18 protein-coding genes are annotated in these 16059 nt (G+C 51.8%); 5 read left to right on the top strand and 13 right to left on the bottom strand.

What is annotated here, in order from left to right; translation table 11 throughout:
• Positions 1-270: 270 nt before the first annotated feature.
• The 4 genes from ffh to BN3772_RS18250 all read right to left on the bottom strand — a co-directional run bounded on the left by ffh (position 271) and on the right by BN3772_RS18250 (position 4443).
• Positions 271-1662 carry a signal recognition particle protein gene (ffh, locus tag BN3772_RS18235; protein ID WP_042201212.1) on the bottom strand — a complete coding sequence of 464 codons (1392 nt, stop codon included), beginning with the start codon at positions 1660-1662 and terminating at the stop codon, positions 271-273.
• 21 nt (positions 1663-1683) lie between these two features.
• Positions 1684-2040 carry a putative DNA-binding protein gene (locus BN3772_RS18240; RefSeq protein WP_042177597.1) on the bottom strand — a complete coding sequence of 119 codons (357 nt, stop codon included), beginning with the start codon at positions 2038-2040 and terminating at the stop codon, positions 1684-1686.
• 147 nt (positions 2041-2187) lie between these two features.
• Entirely contained in the window at positions 2188-2835 is a 648-nt protein-coding gene (gene trhA / locus BN3772_RS18245; RefSeq protein WP_042177599.1) for a PAQR family membrane homeostasis protein TrhA, read from the bottom strand.
• A gap of 90 nt (positions 2836-2925) precedes the next feature.
• Positions 2926-4443: a carboxypeptidase M32 gene (locus BN3772_RS18250; RefSeq protein ID WP_042201332.1), complete on the bottom strand. Its 1518-nt coding sequence runs from the start codon at positions 4441-4443 to the stop codon at positions 2926-2928.
• 411 nt (positions 4444-4854) lie between these two features.
• Here BN3772_RS18250 and BN3772_RS18255 point away from each other — a divergent pair, with 411 nt between their 5' ends.
• From BN3772_RS18255 to BN3772_RS18265, 3 genes are all read left to right on the top strand, one after another.
• Entirely contained in the window at positions 4855-5433 is a 579-nt protein-coding gene (locus BN3772_RS18255) for a beta-class carbonic anhydrase (RefSeq protein ID WP_042201214.1), read from the top strand.
• 171 nt (positions 5434-5604) lie between these two features.
• Entirely contained in the window at positions 5605-6039 is a 435-nt protein-coding gene (locus BN3772_RS18260; RefSeq protein WP_209443668.1) for a hypothetical protein, read from the top strand.
• Positions 6039-6326, top strand: a complete 288-nt coding sequence (locus BN3772_RS18265; RefSeq protein WP_042201215.1) for a YxcD family protein — start codon at positions 6039-6041, stop codon at positions 6324-6326. Before BN3772_RS18260 ends, BN3772_RS18265 begins: the two co-directional genes overlap by 1 nt.
• 71 nt (positions 6327-6397) lie before the next feature.
• On the opposite strand, the gene BN3772_RS31655 is transcribed toward BN3772_RS18265, so the two are convergent.
• The 4 genes from BN3772_RS31655 to BN3772_RS18280 form a co-directional block, all read right to left on the bottom strand.
• The gene (locus tag BN3772_RS31655) at positions 6398-6541 is read right to left on the bottom strand and encodes a hypothetical protein (protein WP_341872579.1); all 144 of its coding nucleotides are present in this window, start codon (positions 6539-6541) and stop codon (positions 6398-6400) included.
• Entirely contained in the window at positions 6475-6846 is a 372-nt protein-coding gene (locus BN3772_RS18270; RefSeq protein WP_341872580.1) for an LD-carboxypeptidase, read from the bottom strand. Before BN3772_RS18270 ends, BN3772_RS31655 begins: the two co-directional genes overlap by 67 nt.
• 125 nt (positions 6847-6971) lie before the next feature.
• Entirely contained in the window at positions 6972-7325 is a 354-nt protein-coding gene (locus BN3772_RS18275; RefSeq protein WP_042201217.1) for a hypothetical protein, read from the bottom strand.
• 207 nt (positions 7326-7532) lie between these two features.
• Positions 7533-8372: a DegV family protein gene (locus tag BN3772_RS18280; protein WP_042201218.1), complete on the bottom strand. Its 840-nt coding sequence runs from the start codon at positions 8370-8372 to the stop codon at positions 7533-7535.
• Positions 8373-8610: 238 nt separating this feature from the next.
• On the opposite strand from BN3772_RS18280, the gene BN3772_RS18285 reads away from it, so the two are divergent.
• Both BN3772_RS18285 and BN3772_RS30720 read left to right on the top strand, forming a co-directional pair.
• The gene (locus tag BN3772_RS18285) at positions 8611-8832 is read left to right on the top strand and encodes a hypothetical protein (RefSeq protein ID WP_042201219.1); all 222 of its coding nucleotides are present in this window, start codon (positions 8611-8613) and stop codon (positions 8830-8832) included.
• Positions 8833-8858: 26 nt separating this feature from the next.
• A complete protein-coding gene (locus tag BN3772_RS30720; protein ID WP_157643617.1) occupies positions 8859-9014 on the top strand; it encodes a DUF5071 domain-containing protein in 156 nt (51 codons plus the stop codon).
• A 385-nt stretch (positions 9015-9399) separates the two neighbouring features.
• On the opposite strand, the gene BN3772_RS18290 is transcribed toward BN3772_RS30720, so the two are convergent.
• The 5 genes from BN3772_RS18290 to BN3772_RS18310 all read right to left on the bottom strand — a co-directional run bounded on the left by BN3772_RS18290 (position 9400) and on the right by BN3772_RS18310 (position 15986).
• Complete coding sequence (locus tag BN3772_RS18290; RefSeq protein ID WP_042201220.1) at positions 9400-10386, bottom strand: aldo/keto reductase; 987 nt, start codon at positions 10384-10386, stop codon at positions 9400-9402.
• Between the two features lie 149 nt (positions 10387-10535).
• Positions 10536-12107: a glycoside hydrolase family 43 protein gene (locus tag BN3772_RS18295; RefSeq protein ID WP_042201221.1), complete on the bottom strand. Its 1572-nt coding sequence runs from the start codon at positions 12105-12107 to the stop codon at positions 10536-10538.
• Between the two features lie 485 nt (positions 12108-12592).
• Positions 12593-13495, bottom strand: coding sequence for a dienelactone hydrolase family protein (locus BN3772_RS18300; RefSeq protein ID WP_042201223.1), 903 nt, complete (start codon positions 13493-13495; stop codon positions 12593-12595).
• Between the two features lie 12 nt (positions 13496-13507).
• Positions 13508-14869, bottom strand: coding sequence for a glycoside hydrolase family 28 protein (locus tag BN3772_RS18305; protein WP_042201224.1), 1362 nt, complete (start codon positions 14867-14869; stop codon positions 13508-13510).
• Positions 14856-15986, bottom strand: coding sequence for a glycoside hydrolase family 88/105 protein (locus BN3772_RS18310; protein WP_042201334.1), 1131 nt, complete (start codon positions 15984-15986; stop codon positions 14856-14858). The genes BN3772_RS18305 and BN3772_RS18310 overlap by 14 nt, the downstream gene beginning before the upstream one ends.
• Positions 15987-16059 lie beyond the last annotated feature (73 nt).

Genomic DNA, 16059 nt, shown 5'->3' on the forward strand with positions numbered 1-16059 from the left:
CTTCCAAGGGAGGGCCCCAAGGGCTCTGCCCTCTGGACACCCGCTAAGTGCAACTGGCGTGGGCGTTCAGACTGGCGGGATCTTGGGATGATGGATCGGGCATCGCTTTTCGTCCCTAACGGGACCCGCTTGACTACGGCGGTACCGGACGACAGGTTTAACACAAACTACTGCTTAAAAGATTAAGAGCGAAAACCGATTGATCATCTGATGTTGTACTATATCTGATCTAGGGTAAACCCTAAAGATTAAGATCAAAAAAGTTTCAGATCAACGGAAAGGGAACTTCATCCCGGCCTTGCCGCCAAGACTCTTGAGCTGCTTCATGGCGTTTTTCTTGCCGCCCTTGCCGCTCATTCCGCCCATCATACCGGAGAACTGCTTCATCATCTTGCGCATCTCATCGAATTGCTTGATCAGCCGGTTGACCTCGGCCACATTCGTTCCGCTGCCGGCGGCAATCCGCTTGCGGCGGTTATGGTTAATGATTTCGGGCTGGGCTTTCTCGGCTTTGGTCATGGAATGAACAATCGCTTCGACACGGCCCATCTGCTTGTCGTCCACCTTCAGGTCCTTCATGCCCTTGGCCTTATTCATGCCAGGCAGCATATCAAGAATCTGATCGATCGGTCCAAGCTTCTTGACCTGGTCCATTTGCTCCAGGAAGTCATCGAACGTAAACTCTGCATTGCGCATCTTACGTTCCATTTCCTTCGCTTTCTCGGTGTCGATATTGGCCTGGGCCTTCTCAATCAGGGAGAGCATGTCGCCCATACCAAGGATACGGGAAGCCATACGTTCCGGATGGAACGGCTCCAGCGCGTCGATCTTCTCGCCTAGAGCAGCGAATTTGATCGGGCAGCCGGTTACAGCTTTGACGGACAATGCAGCACCACCGCGTGTATCGCCGTCAAGCTTAGTCAGTACTACGCCGGTAAGCTCAAGCTGCTTGTTGAAGCTCTCAGCTACGTTGACGGCATCCTGACCGGTCATCGCATCGACTACGAGCAGGACTTCATCAGGATTCACTGTACTATGGATCTGCTTCAGCTCATCCATCAGTGCTTCATCAATATGCAAGCGGCCTGCAGTATCGATGATGACATAATCCAGATTATTATCCTTCGCATGCTGGATGGCCTGTCTGGCAATCTCTACCGGACTGACCTGATCACCGAGTGCGAATACAGGAACTTTAATCTGCTCCCCTAGCACCTGCAGCTGCTTGATCGCTGCCGGGCGGTAAATGTCGCCTGCTACGAGCAGCGGGCGGTGATTGCCCTTCTGCAGCAGCTTAGCCAGCTTGCCTGAGGTCGTCGTCTTACCGGCTCCCTGCAGACCCGCCATCATGATTACAGTCGGCGGCTTATTCGACTTAGCCAGCTTCGCCTGGCTTCCGCCCATCAGCTCGGTCATTTCTTTGTTAACGATGTCGATGATGACCATGCCGGGAGTAAAGCTGTCCATTACTTCCTTGCCGACTGACTTCTCCTTCACCTTGGACACGAAGTCCTTAACGACTTTGAAGTTAACATCGGCTTCGAGAAGCGCCAGACGCACTTCGCGCATGGCTTCGTTTACGTCATCCTCGGATACCTTCCCTTTGCCGCGCAGCTTGCTGAACACATTCTGCAATCTTCCGGTTAAACCTTCAAATGCCATAGGCGGCTTGCTCCCTTCATGCTACTCTAACCTCTGCAAACGATCCACAAGCTCTGTGAACCGCAATTTATATTGCTCAGGCAGCATCCCATTATCAGGCAGTCTGCGCAGTTCTTCTAAATACCGGTTACGGTCGTCATGTTTGGCCAGCAGGCCAAGCTTCTCTTCATAATTCTCCAGCACCTGCTCGGCACGCTTGATATGCTCATACACGGCCTGGCGGCTGATCTCAAATTCCGCGGCAATCTCCCCCAGGGAGAAATCATCGTGGAAATAATATTTCAGAAACGTTTGCTGTTTATCGGTAAGCAGACGTTCATAGAATGCGAATAACAGGTTAATCCGGTTCGTCTTCTCGAGCCTATTCTCCTGACTCATCAAGGGCACTCCCTTCGTCAAGGAAAAACACTTTACAGCATCACAACGTCCCTTATGATACCGAAAACAAAGAAAGATGTCAAGCTTTTTTGCTTGTCATCTTTTTTTGTATACAAAATGCATCCGCTCCCTGTTATTTTACGGCTTTTAACGGATCGGCAGCAGGTAGATCAGAACGGCAAAGAAGTGTGTCACACTGCCGGCCAGCACGAAAATATGCCAGACCGCATGGTGGAACGGAAACCCTCTCCACACATAAAAGATCGTTCCCAGCGTGTACAGGATACCGCCAGTCATCAAGAGTGCCATTCCGCCGCCGGCAACAGCCGCTGACAGCGGGCTCCAGGCGATTACGATCAGCCAGCCCATGGCGATGTAGAAGATCGTGGACATGAACAGGAACTTCTTAACAAAGAAGGCCTTGAAGGCAACACCGAACAACGCTACGCCCCAGACAATACCGAACAGGCTCCAGCCCAGCGGTCCGCGGATCGCAACGAGCAGGAACGGCGTATAAGTGCCGGCAATGAACAGATAGATGGAGGAATGATCGAAGAACTCAAACAGATCCTTCGCTTTGCCCTCCCGCAGACTATGCACCAGTGTTGAGTTGAGGTACAGCAGCAGCATTGTTGTCCCGTAGATTGAGAAGCTGACCACATGCCAGGCCGTTCCTTCCAGGCTGGCATACACAACGAGCAGAACAAGAGCAGCTACACTCAGCACCGTACCGATACCGTGCGTAATTGCATTTGCCACCTCTTCCCTGCGGCTGTAAGTATAAGTATTTGCCATAACAAAATCCTTCCGTGTGCGGTTTTCTTCTATTATATCCTGTTAAGGGCTGTCATTCCAGCCTGCTGGGCACACCCGGCAGCTGAAAAACTACAGATTATAGAGTTCTTTATATTTCGTTTCCAGATAATCCGCCAGATAATCCGGGTTCAGCGGCTCGCCGGTTACCTGCTCAATAATTTGCGACGGAGTCAGGCTTTTGCCGAAGCGGTAGATTTTATCGGTCAGCCACTCCTTGATTGGAATCAGGTTGCCATCAGCGATCAGGCTGTCGAATTCAGGCAGCTCTTTGCGGAGCGTATTCAAGATTTGTGCGGCATACATATTCCCCAGCGAATAGGAGGCAAAATAACCGAAATCTCCCCCGGACCAGTGTACATCCTGCAGTACACCCAGCGCATCGGATGGCGGAGTAATACCCAGATATTCCTGATATTTGGCATTCCAGGTCTTAGGCAGATCTTTAACCTCCAGCCCTTCATTAAAGATCAGCTTCTCGATTTCATAGCGGATAATGATATGCAGGTTATAGGTCAGCTCGTCTGCTTCAATCCGGATGAAAGAGTTCCCTACACTGTTGATTGCACGGTAGAAGTGCTCCACTTCAATACCGGTGAGCTGTTCAGGGAAGTGCTGCTGCAGATCACCGTAATAACGCTGCCAGAAGGCGCGGCTGCGGCCGATCATATTCTCCCATAGTCTGGACTGGGATTCATGGATACCCATGGAGGTGCCCCCGGACAGCGGCGTTCCCACCAGCTCCTTGCTGATATTCTGCTCATAGAGGGCGTGTCCGCCTTCATGGAGCGAGCTGAAAATCGCACTCGTTACATTATCCAGCAGATAATTGGTTGTAATGCGCACATCCCCCGGATTGAGGCCGGTAGCGAACGGATGCACACTCTCGTCCAGGCGTCCTGCATCAAAGTCATAGCCCATCTGCTCCAGCACGAACAGGCCGAACTTTTCCTGCTGCTCTTTGGCGTAGATCTGGCTCAGGAATTCTGTATCCGGCTTGTCTGGGGCTGCGCTAATCGCTTCTACCAGCGGCACCAGACGGCTGCGCAGACGGCCGAACAGCTCGTCCACCTTGGCAACAGTCAGGTCAGGCTCGTACATATCCAGCAGCGTGTCGTAGCGGGTATCCTTAACGCCCCAATAATCGATGAACTCCTGTTTGTAGGCGACGATTTTGCTTAAGAAGGGCTCAAAGGAGGCAAAATCATCACTCGCCTTGGCTTCCTCCCAGATGCTCTGGGAACGGGCAGCCAGCGCGGCATACTCCTCGAATGTTTTGGACGGGATACTTTTGCTGCGTTCATACTCCTTGCGGCAGTCCTTGACGATTTTGTTCTGGATATCGCTCAACTGGCCCGCTACCCCGGGACTGCTGAAAAAAGCTGTGAATTCGCCCATCTCCTCAGACGTTTCCAGCCGGAACAGCTCCCCTGTGAGTATGCCGATCGTTCCTGAGCGGACCTCTACGCCTTTACGGGGCGCACCAGTCTGCATATCCCAGTGCAGAAGTCCAATTGCTTCGCCGTAGCTGCTGATTTTAGATAATAGTTCCTGAAATGCTTCCCATCTGTCCTGAACTGCCTGTTCCATTTCCATCCACCAGCTTTCTCTATTTTCCTTATTCTTCTTGATGATACTTTTTTGAATGGGGATAAGCAACTATGCTGTATTATATGGACATTGCTGTACGGGTATTGATACACGCAGCCAGAAACGATATGATCTCACCAGGTAAAAATCACCGCTTCAGTTCCAAGCCACTTTTTGGGGCACAAGAATATCAATCAGCCGTTTTCCCCATCAGCGGGCCGGCGATGCCCCCTTTTTCAGTGATGCTAGACACAGGTTATTGACGACCATCATTTATAATCCTTATAATCATCTCAGAGCTTTCAGCTTCAAATTTGAAATAGTTCATTCATTACCAAATTGGTGAATAGACATTACGTACATACGTAAAGCCTACATTACACAATACTACTTTTAGGAGGAAGCATGGTCATGACACACGTATCGGAGATTTTGGATTTTAATAAGAAGTTTGTTGAGGAAAAAGAATACGAAACCTATCTGACCAGCCGCTTCCCGGATAAAAAAATGCTGGTCATCACCTGTATGGATACGCGGCTGGTTGAGCTTTTGCCAAAAGCGATGAATTTCAAAAACGGTGATGTCAAAATTATCAAAAATGCCGGTGCCGTCATCTCCCAGCCCTTCGGATCGGTTATGCGAAGCGTTATGGTCGCGCTTTATGAGCTGGATGCGGATGAGGTTATTGTCGTCGGACATTATGAATGCGGTATGGCTTCCCTGAATGCGGACAAGATGATCAACTCCATTAAAGAGCGCGGCATATCCGAAGAAGTACTGTCCACGCTTGAGAATTCGGGAATTAAGCTGACCAAGTGGCTGCGCGGGTTTGACAATGTGAAGGACGGGGTAATTCAGACTGTGGAGCTGATTAAGCGCCATCCCTTACTCCCCCCAAACGTACCTGTTCACGGCATGATCATCGATCCGGCTACCGGAGCGCTTGAGCTTGTATCGGAAGGTTACGTGGAGAACAAGGCAACTCTCTGACAAATGTTTTGGCGTGGACGATATGTCCACGCACTTTTTTTTGTCCGCACATCATCCGGATAAAATAATTTGAAATTATTTTATTTAAAATTGAAACCTCCAAGGACATACTACGTATTACCGGGCAGAACTACAAATCTTGAGACAACCTTAGGAGGGTACTCGTACTAAATGAAATCGATGAAACGTGTAATGATGATTGTAATGGCCTTTACCCTGTTCTTTGCTGTAACCGCTCCCGATTTTGCGGATGCGCGGCGCGGCGGAGGGTTTAAATCCGGCAGCCGCGGCTTTACCACGACTCCGAAGAAATCAACTACGGATAATGTTAAGAAAAGCGATAGCACTACTGGTACGACAGCCGGAACCGCCGGCACAGCAAACCGGGGATTTTTTAGCGGCGGCGGCCTGATGAAAGGCATGATGATCGGCGGTCTTGCCGGTTTCCTGTTCGGCAGCATGTTTGCCGGAATGGGCGCCTTCGGTAATATTCTCGGCTTCCTGGTCAATATGCTTGCCATCTACCTTGTGGTGGTGCTCGTAATGTCCTTCTTCCGCCGCAGAAGAGAAAGACGCAGACTTGAAGAAAGAGACGGCCGCTACTAATGTCTACGACTGTTCTCAGCATGGATGAAATCATTAATTCGATCTGCCTCCACATGGCTGAACGCAAGGATGTCCGTGTTCAGGACGTCCAGGTCGAGCTCAGCTGGGATGAAGATACCGGCTATTCTGCCGAAGTCTGGATTCAGGGACGCAGCCAATACCTGGTGGAATCCAATATGATTGAAGCCATTCTCCGTTATCTGTACAGCGAGTACGGCATCCGCGCTTACCGCGAGAATGTACGGCTGGATCTGGATGAGGAAATTACCGCAATTGTGAATATGTAATAAGGAATAAAGAGGCAGCCCGGCGGACTGCCTCTTTATTCGCGTGTATGCATGTATGTACCTTTTATATATTATTCATAGAAATATCGTTTAACCGTCCCCCGGCCGTTAACGGCCTCTACCTCAGCATAAGCGCCGTTAACCAGCGTCATTTGCGGCGGAACATGCCCGTAATCAAGGTCATAAAGGACCGGGAGCTGCAACTCTTCTGCCAAATCACGGTATACGTCTTCTGCAGTATAGCCGAGCACCGGCTGGTTCCCCCCGCTCCGTCCGAACAGTATCTCCCGGTCCGCAAGGTGATAGCAAGCAGCAGGAGGCTGATGTCGGAGAATCCCATCACCCATTTGGGTCTGATCCGGTCAAAATCAATAAACTCCAGCATTTCAATCAGCAGTTCTCCGCCCCATGGCGGAATAATCAGATCTATATCCTCATCCTGCATCATCTGATTACATTCAGTTCCCCATTCTCTGCCCGGAGCAGACCTTGCTTTGTCATTATTTGTAGACGGTCTCACCGAGGGTTACCCGGTATCCTCTTTGCCTCATACGTTCGACAGCCTCGTCAAAAAAGACATGACCGATTAAGCTGCACCGCTGCAGCAAAAACGGACCATGCCTTTTGTAATACCCAATACCGTAGTTAGATCAAAGAGATGGCAAGCAGCTCGAACAGCACCAGCGGCAGAATGACATTGTTGTTCACAGGTCCCGGATAAGGATAGCCCGGCCCCGGATACGGCTTGTAATAGGGGTTATAGAAACCGCGCGGTGACTCAACGGTGACAGTGATCATCAGGTATATATTTTTGCTGTCCATTCCGGCAATAATGCCTTCGTGTGTCATTCCGTCAAGCGTCTGCACCTTTACCTTGTGGTTTAAGTATGGCTTACAGGACTGATGCAGCGAATCGCGGACCCCGTGTAAATGCTGCACAACCGCCGGATCTGCCTGATAAATGACCGCAGCCGTCTGGCTGGTATTATATGTCGACATAGCGTATGACCTCCGTTAATGGATTTGCTCCATTCTATGCAGATGCCTATACGATGGTGTCATTCCGGCGGCCGCCCGTTGGTCTCTATGCGATATTGCCTTGCCTGAGTAATTTAGAATCATCCACGCCAAAAAACCGTACATCTGCTGACAGCCAGGTACGGTTCTACGGGCTCTAATAATTATACGGATGAAACCAGGCACAGCTTAAAAGGCTACACCAATTCCGCCTTCACCGGCGTATGTCCCCATAACCGGCCCCATACTGGAGAATACGACTTCTTTGAAGGGATGCTTTTCGAGAATACGCGATTTGATCTCAAGTGCCAGCTTCTCACAGTTGCTGTGAACGATGGCAATCGCCGCTTTTTCATAATCATACTGCTTCTCGTCCAGCTTGCTCAGCAGCAGATTCAGTGCTTTGGGCAGGCCGCGGGTTTTCTCCACTACCTCAACTTTGCCCTCGTCCTCACTGATCTTCAGCAGCAGCTTAATATTCAGAACCGATGCTACAGCGCCTGACAGACGGTTTAAGCGTCCGCCCTTTATAACGTTTTCTAAAGTGTCGAGTGTGAAATAGGCTGTTGTTTCCCCTACTTGCTTAAGCACCTTTTCCTTTAGTTCGGCCAGGCTGCAAGTCAGTGATAATCTCGCAGCTGTTGCCACGATGAGCGACAGGCCTCCGGAAAATCTTTTGGTATCTATAACTTCAATCGCGTTCGGATGTCCTTCTTCCTCATACATCTCCTTGGCAATCGTGGCTGTCTGATAAGTACTGCTGATATTGGATGACATGCAGAGGACCATAATATCTGTACCAGGTTCCACCTCCTTGAATGCTTCGAGGAAACTTTGCGGGCTTGGACTGGCCGTTGTCGGCAGCTCCTTGGATTCACGCATCATTTCATAAAAGACTTTGGTCTCTGTGTGCTCAGGCATCAGATCATGCCCGAAATGAACCGGCAGATGAACAATCGTCACATTATACTTCTCAACATACTCAAGGGGCAGATCGGAACCGCTGTCCGTAATTATCTTGATGACCATCAGGGTGCTCTCCTTTCAAATTCTATATCATTATAGACAGGAGTACAGATTATCAATAGTACATTTTGTAACTTGTCAAAATAACACTTTTATGCTTAGGGCTTGCGTTATGGAATTATTCCCTTTATTACCCCAGCAGCAGACGAAAATACACAGGCGCTTCTATAGCTCCGGTGCTTTCTAACCTTTTCCTGATGTGATATGGTGTATTAATAAGCAGAATGAAGGAGTGTAACGAGTGAGAAAGAACAATGCATGGAACCGGGGCAAGCACAACGGCGGAGGTCTGCCTAAACGGCAGCACCCGGAAGCAATAGCGGCAAGAACACAGACACCTGATGAAAATACCCAGGAACCGGTTAATCCGCGGATTGACGCCGTTAAGCCGATGAACCGCAGCAACTGGGTCAGCCGTCCGGCGCGGGTGGTTCCAAAGGAAAATGGACGTAAAGAGAAATAATAGGGTACAGGAACGGGGCAGCCTGCTTGAATATAGCTAATTTGCCGACAAATAAACATGATTTCAAGAGTATTGAACGGTTGTCCTGCCTGGAGGAATTCCAAGTAATACCTCTGATACCGGAGCTGCTGGAATGGCTGCATATTCTCGACACAGCAACGATAACCAGAATGATGGAATAGGCTTATCCGACTTCAAGTTCCAACTATCTAGTTGGATTTTCGCCACTTAGTTTCTGTATTTCTCGTCCTCCACAACGATTAGCTGGAAATTCACCACCTATTTCGGGCTATTTTCCGGCTTGAAGGTAATTTCAACATAATTAAGTGGCCTTTTTCCAACTAGATTTTCGATAGCGGGGTTTAGCGGTGAATTAGATGGCGTTTTTCCATTTAGATAAAGTTTATTGTGGCCTTCTATTCGGGATAGCCGTAGCATTTGGCCATAGTTCGCGTTATCCAGACATGTACATGACTTCTCGGCAAAAAAAGATGACTCCGTAATACCGGAATCATCTTTTTTCGTTGTTCCTATACGTTTAGAGCCATTCCTGCTCCTCCAGATGCGTTACAGGCTCACGCTTCTCATCCCCTGCTCCGGATAACGCATTCCGGCCGCGCTGCCTTTGGGTGCTGCCTCATTAATACGCTCCAGGTCGCCGTCACTCAGCCGGATCGCCAGTGCGCCGGCATTCTCCTCCAGGTACTTTGTCCGTTTAGTGCCCGGGATTGGCACAATGTCTTCACCCTGGGCGAGCAGCCAGGCCAAAGCCAGCTGTGACGGCTGAACCTCCTGTTCGGCGGCAATCTCTTTGATGCGCTCTACAAGCTCCAGGTTTTTGTTGAAGTTCTCGCCCTGAAAACGCGGGGAATTCCGGCGGTAGTCATCCTCAGCCAAATCCTCAAACGTGCGGATCTGCCCGGTCAGAAAGCCCCTGCCAAGCGGGCTGTACGGCACAAAGCCAATGCCAAGCTCACGGCAGACCGGCAGGATCTCATCCTCAACATCCCGGCTCCAAAGGGAATATTCCGTCTGCAGCGCCGAAATCGGATGCACCTGGTGAGCACGCTGAATGGTAGCTGCTCCGGCTTCCGACAAGCCGAGGAAACGGACTTTACCCGCCTGAACCAGATCCGCCATCGCGCCTACCGTTTCTTCAATTGGCGTATTTGGGTCGACCCGGTGCTGGTAGTACAGGTCGATATGATCGACGCCCAGCCGGCGGAGGCTGGCATCACAGGCCTCCTTTACATATTCCGGCCGGCCGTTAATGCCAAGCATTCTCCCGTCGCTGCTGCGCACATTACCGAACTTGGTAGCGATGATTACATCGTTACGGCGGCCTTTTACCGCCCGGCCTACCAGCTCCTCATTCCGGCCGACTCCATACATATCTGCGGTATCCAGAAAATGAATGCCCAAATCAAACGCACGGTAAATCGTCCGCAATGACTCCTGATCATCCCGCCCGCTGTAGAAATCAGACATCCCCATGCAGCCGAGTCCAAGCGCTGATACGTTCAGCCCTTCACGTCCCAGTGTTCTGGTGTTCATTACATATTCCGCCTCTCCTAAGGATTGTTTGTACAAACAGATTCTCAGATTCTCAGATAATCACATTACTCCGCTCAGGAGTAAAAAGCAAAAAAGGATGCACGGCTGTAATGGCCGTTCATCCTTTTACCGTTCATCTTAACCCTGCTTTACTGATCCTTGCCCTCATAGCGGAAATGTGCAAAATCCGCGAAGCTGCCGGCGAACTGGTTCATATCATGGGCAGCAATGCCGACGAAATTACCGGTGAAGCCGCCGGAGAGGAAGCCGAGCTTTTGGGTTCCGTAAAGGGCTGTCCAGTCCTCCGCATCACTGCTGCGGTAGAAGAATTGCCCCGTTGCACCATCCACGGACACTGCGAGCTGTACAGGCGACTGATCGTCTAACACAATAGCCGCAGGCTCATAGCTGAAGCTGTCCGCCTCGCATTTCATCAGCCGCAGCACGCGGTCCTGGCCCTGCTCCTTCGTGATGTAAGCGTACAGGTAGTTATCTTCATTCAGATAGAGCAGCAGGCCGGCCATCTGCAGATAGCTCTGCGGCTGATATTCAAGCTTCGTTTCTGCACGGAAGCTTATATCACTCTGCCGGACCGCCAGGATATGGTGCTTGAACAGGCTCTGCACCGACTCCCCGGCAGTCAGCCGCAGATAACCGGGACGCGCTGCCAGCGAACACCAGCTGTCGTCAGCCAGAATCCGCAGCGTATTCCATGTCTTCTTCAGCTGCGGACCGTCGAAGCTGTCTTCGAACACGCTGCTGCGGGGAGTCCCGTTCACGGTTACCCCCTCAGGTGCAGCAAGTGTAAGCTGCGGTTCATTCCCGCCTGCACTGAGGCGCAGCCAGCCTGCTTCGTCCCAGTACACCTGCTGCAGCGCTGTCTCGCGCCCGAGAATGGCATACTCGCCGTCCACCGGACGGGTGCAGAGATGAGCCATGTACCATTGTCCGCCCGGTGTCTGCACCAGGCTGCCGTGTCCGGCACACTGCAGCGGCAGGTCCGGGTTGTTCCGCGAGGTAAGCATCGGATTGAGCGGGTCCACCTCATAAGGACCGGCAAGCTCCAGGGAACGGGCTACTGTAACGGCATGCCCTGTGCCTGTTCCGCCTTCGGCGGTAATCAGGTAATAGTAGCCGTTCTGCTTATAGATATGCGGCGCTTCCGTCTTCTTGAGCGGCGTACAGTCGAACAGCTTGGCGGGCTCGCCGATCAGCCGCTGTGCGGCAGCGTCATACTCCTGGATCACAATACCGCTGGACTTATTGCCCTCCAGTATGCGGTAATCCCATAGCGCATTAAGCAGCCATTTCCGGCCGTCACTGTCGTGAAACAGGGACGGATCGAAGCCGCTGCTGTTCAGATAGACCGGCTCTGACCAAGGGCCTTCGATGGAGGGTGCCGTCATCAGGTAATTATGGCAGTCCTTGAACGGCCGTTTGGTGCTTTTAACATCGGTGTACAGCAGATAGAACAGATTATCATGATAGCTCAGCTGCGGTGCCCAGATGCTGCAGTTCTTGGGATTCCCGCGCAGTTCCACCTGCGTGGTGAGAATGTCGGTGCAATGCGCCCAGTCCGCCAGATTGGCAGATGAATAGATCCGCACCCCCGGCAGCCATTCGAATGATGAAACAGCGATATAATAAGTCTTCCCGACACGCAGAATGCACGGGTCCGGATTGAAGCCGGGCAGTATCGGATTACGGATGATTGCAGTCATAAGCCTGTTAACCCACCTTTCTAGTATCTTCTATTACTAATTAACTCGAACGCTAACCTATTTTAAGTGGAAATCCGCCGCCTAATATTTCATTAAACAACGTAAAAACAACATTAGCAGGAAAAAATCCACTTAATTCTGCCGAATTTCCCGTAAAGCTAGATTTTGCCCGAATTAGGCGGAGGATTTCCAACTAATGGATTTAACATCGGCGAAATCGGCAATTTAGATGGCCAAAATCGACCTAATTGCTGGAACAGACACGGTAGCCATTGGCATGCACCCGACAGGCTTTGGCACCGCTCAATAGCTCTAACACAGCATCTTTCATCCAGCTCAGCATCTTTCAGCTAACACAGCACCTTTCATTCAGCTCAGCAACTTTCAGCTAACAAGCAACTTTCAGTCACCCTCAGCAAACTTTCATTCACCTTCAGCAAACCATGTAACACTGTACTCTATAGCCTTCAGCTGCTACTCACTACCTACAAATGCTCCGCCAAAAAGGCCTGCCAGGCCACCCGCATTTCCAGCGTCTCCATGTGTCCGCCTGTTGCTGTGACATTCTGCCAGAGCTCCGGCTTGCCGGCGGCCTCATAGGCTGCAGACAGGCCCTCGTCCAGCAGCTTTATTCCTTCGGCCGGGCACATCCGGTCGCTGCGTCCGTTCAGGCTCATCCGCGGCCGCGGCACGATCCGCTGCTGTATCGCAAGCGTCGTGTAGTGCTTGAGCAGACCTGGAACGTAGGAGTAGAAGCCGTGATAGTCCAGACCTCTTTTGTCGATCAGGGTCTGGGCATCCACCTGCCCGCAAATATCGACGGTTACCTTGACCCGCTCATCCAGCGCCGCCAGCCACCAGGCCATCAGTCCGCCCATAGACATGCCGATAGTGCCGATCCGCTTAGCGTCAATGTCCTCACGCGAGCACAGATAATCAAGTGTGCGGCGGCTGTCGTAGAGCATCATGCCCCACAGTACCTTGCCGGTCCAGAGCATTTCTTTTACCAGCTCACTCTCTGCCTTGCCGCTGCGCTCATTGAAGCCCCACATGTCTATGCAGCAGACGGCATAGCCCATATCTGTCAGCGTCCTGGCAAAGGAAGGCGATTGCAGATAAGGGCTGCTGCTAAGCAGCTCCTTACGGCCGTTCGTATAATTCCCGCCATGTGAGTGGTTGAACAGCACCAGCGGAAACGGCCCGTCGCCTTCAAGCGGCTTCACAAGCGTGGCCGGCACCTTTTCCAGCCCGTTCAGCGTAAGCAGCAGTGATTCCAGCCGGAAGCCGTCATGAATTTCCTGCTTAAGCAGCACCGCTTCTACCGGTCCCGGACCGTGCTCCGGCAGATCACCCAGCAGCGACTCTAATGGAACCTTATGCTCACTCATCCCGTTACCGTCCTATCCCTTCAGATTCAGATCAGCCCCGGCAAGCGTTACCCGCTCTTCCAGCTGCTCCGGCTTACGTGTATTCCGCGACTCGCAGCCGGTAAGCTCAACCCGGTCACCGTTCTCGATGTAGAAGGCCGGGCCTTCATGATTCTCAACCGTCACCTGATGAAACCGCACATTCCGCACATTGCCGAGGTAGAACCCGCGGTTATTCATATCCTCCATGCCGGTCATCATATCCGGATGGCCCGGCACCGCATTCTCTGCCATTGAAATATCAACATTGCTGAACGTTACCTCAGACACATACTGCTCGGCCAAGCCGTACAGGAATCCCGCAGCAGCATGCACATTGCGCGCCGTAATATTCGCAAAATGAACGCGGCGGAAGCATGGCGTCTCCTCTGTAACCGGATACGGGTTCTTGTCCCAGACATATTTCTCCTTGCCGCGTGGGCCGCAGAAGTAATATAGATTCATTGTGAACGGACACAGCACATGGTCCATTACAACGTTGGAGATGCGGATATCCTCAACGGTTCCGCCCCGGCCGCGCCGTGACTTCATGCGGATACCGCGGTCTGTCTCCTTAAAGATGCAGTTACTGATGACGACATTGCGGATATCTCCGCTCATCTCACTGCCAAGCACCACAGCGCCGTGGCCGTGGGCCATCGTGCAGTTCGTGATCGTAATATTTTCGCAGGGAATCCGTTCTGCCGTATCCTCGGTACCTGCCTTAATCGCGATACAGTCGTCCCCGACATCAATGCTGCAGTTGCTGATCCGCACACCGTTACACGACTCGGGATCAATGCCGTCCGTATTCGGGGAATCGGCCGGATTGATAATGGACACATTGTCCACAGTGACATTGCTGCACTCGATCGGATTAACCGTCCAGCTTGGCGAATTGAGCAGCGTTACATCCTTGATCGTTACCCGGCTGCAGCGGTCAAAGCTGATCAGCTTCGGACGAGGATAGGCAAGCTCGCTGCGGCGGTTACGGAATACATCCCACCACGGTCCGCCGTTGCCGTCAAGCGTTCCGCTGCCTGTGATCGAGATATTAACCAGGTCGCTGCCGTAGATACAGGAGGCATAGACCTGCTGCCGGACGCCTTCCCACCGGGATTCCACCACCGGATAATCTCCCTGATCCGTACTGAAGGACAGCACAGCCCCTGGGCTCAGATGAAGCTCGATGTTGCTTTTCAGAACAATGGCACCGCTGAGAAAACATCCTGCCGGAACATATACCGTCCCGCCTCCGGCTTCACTTGCCGCTGCAACCGCCTCATTAATCGCGGATGTCGCGAGGATTCCGCTGTCCCGCTGTGCGCCGTAATCGGCAATATTATACTGCAGCATGAGAACCTCCTTGTCCGGAAACTCCGGAGCCTGCTCTTAGCTGCTCATATTCCGCACAGGCCTGCAGGAATGCCCCAAGCCCCTTCTGGTCATTCGTAATGATCGGCTCACTGATATAGTAGGCATACGTTCCGTCACGTTTATCCGCGCCGCCGAGCCCGGCAACCTGGCAGTTTTTGTTCAGGTTAACCAGTCCTTCCTTCGTAACAAGCACAAATTCGGTGATCAGTCCGGTGTAGCCGCGGTCCAGCATCTCACTCCAGCTGTCATCCAGCACACCGAGACGGATGCCTTTGCCCAGTGCATAGACGATCATGCTCGAAGCCGATGCCTCCAGATAGTTGCCTTTGCGCTCTGCCAGATTAACCACCTGGTACCACACGCCGGTTTCAGCATCCTGATAGCTCTTCAACGCGCCGAGGGTATCCCGCAGAATGCGCACCAGCTCATTATAGTCAGCGTGATCCGCAGGCAGCAGCTCCAGCACATCCACCAGCGCCATCAGGTACCAGCCCATCGAACGGCCCCAGAAATTCTCGGACAGGCCGGTCTGCGGATCGCACCACGGCTGAACCTTTTTTTCATCCCAGGCATGGAACAGCAGGCCGGTTACCGGGTCCTTGGTATGCTTTTCGCACAGAATAAACTGCTTTGTTACATCCCCCAGATCCGCCCCCTCTTCAAAAGCCAGCAGATACTGCAGATAGAACGGCGAACCCATATAAAGGCCGTCGAGCCAAATCTGATACGGATATATATTCTTGTGCCAGAAGGCGCCCTCAGAGGTCCGGGGGTGGGTCCGCAGCTGATCCCGCAGGTGACCCGCCGCCAGCTTGTATTTCTCAAGTCCTGTCTCTGCGTAAAGAGTGAACAGCAGCTTGCCGTTGTTGATATGATCAATATTATTCTCATCCTGGCGGTATCCGCGGATGCTTCCGTCCTCCTGAATGAAGTAATCCATATTATCAGCAATATAGCTGAAATATTTACGGTCGCCGGTCTGCTTCCAGAGCAGCTCATACCCTTTCAATACCACGCCGTAATCGTAAGACCATTTACCGTTGTAACCCTTGTCCTCATAGAGTCTTGGCAGACGCTCCATCAGCGTATCCGCCATCTTTACAGCCCACTTCTCTCCCACTTTGCATCCTCCTCTTATAGTTACAATAGCGCCTTCAGCATTATCCTTT

Origin of the sequence: Paenibacillus camerounensis, from assembly GCF_000723885.1 — a bacterium.
GTDB classification, from domain to species: Bacteria; Bacillota; Bacilli; order Paenibacillales; family Paenibacillaceae; genus Paenibacillus_AQ; species Paenibacillus_AQ camerounensis.

Coding starts and splice junctions, on each gene's coding strand:
- BN3772_RS18265 (WP_042201215.1), top strand. CDS start 6,039: ATGTCTACGACTGTTCTCAGCATGGATGAAATCATTAATTCGATCTGC.
- BN3772_RS18305 (WP_042201224.1), bottom strand. CDS start 14,869: ATGCTGCAGTATAATATTGCCGATTACGGCGCACAGCGGGACAGCGGA.
- BN3772_RS18250 (WP_042201332.1), bottom strand. CDS start 4,443: ATGGAACAGGCAGTTCAGGACAGATGGGAAGCATTTCAGGAACTATTA.
- BN3772_RS18290 (WP_042201220.1), bottom strand. CDS start 10,386: ATGAACACCAGAACACTGGGACGTGAAGGGCTGAACGTATCAGCGCTT.
- BN3772_RS18310 (WP_042201334.1), bottom strand. CDS start 15,986: ATGGCGGATACGCTGATGGAGCGTCTGCCAAGACTCTATGAGGACAAG.
- BN3772_RS18295 (WP_042201221.1), bottom strand. CDS start 12,107: ATGACTGCAATCATCCGTAATCCGATACTGCCCGGCTTCAATCCGGAC.
- BN3772_RS18240 (WP_042177597.1), bottom strand. CDS start 2,040: ATGAGTCAGGAGAATAGGCTCGAGAAGACGAACCGGATTAACCTGTTA.
- ffh (WP_042201212.1), bottom strand. CDS start 1,662: ATGGCATTTGAAGGTTTAACCGGAAGATTGCAGAATGTGTTCAGCAAG.
- BN3772_RS18280 (WP_042201218.1), bottom strand. CDS start 8,372: ATGGTCATCAAGATAATTACGGACAGCGGTTCCGATCTGCCCCTTGAG.
- BN3772_RS18255 (WP_042201214.1), top strand. CDS start 4,855: ATGACACACGTATCGGAGATTTTGGATTTTAATAAGAAGTTTGTTGAG.
- BN3772_RS18300 (WP_042201223.1), bottom strand. CDS start 13,495: ATGAGTGAGCATAAGGTTCCATTAGAGTCGCTGCTGGGTGATCTGCCG.
- BN3772_RS18260 (WP_209443668.1), top strand. CDS start 5,605: ATGAAATCGATGAAACGTGTAATGATGATTGTAATGGCCTTTACCCTG.
- trhA (WP_042177599.1), bottom strand. CDS start 2,835: ATGGCAAATACTTATACTTACAGCCGCAGGGAAGAGGTGGCAAATGCA.
- BN3772_RS18275 (WP_042201217.1), bottom strand. CDS start 7,325: ATGTCGACATATAATACCAGCCAGACGGCTGCGGTCATTTATCAGGCA.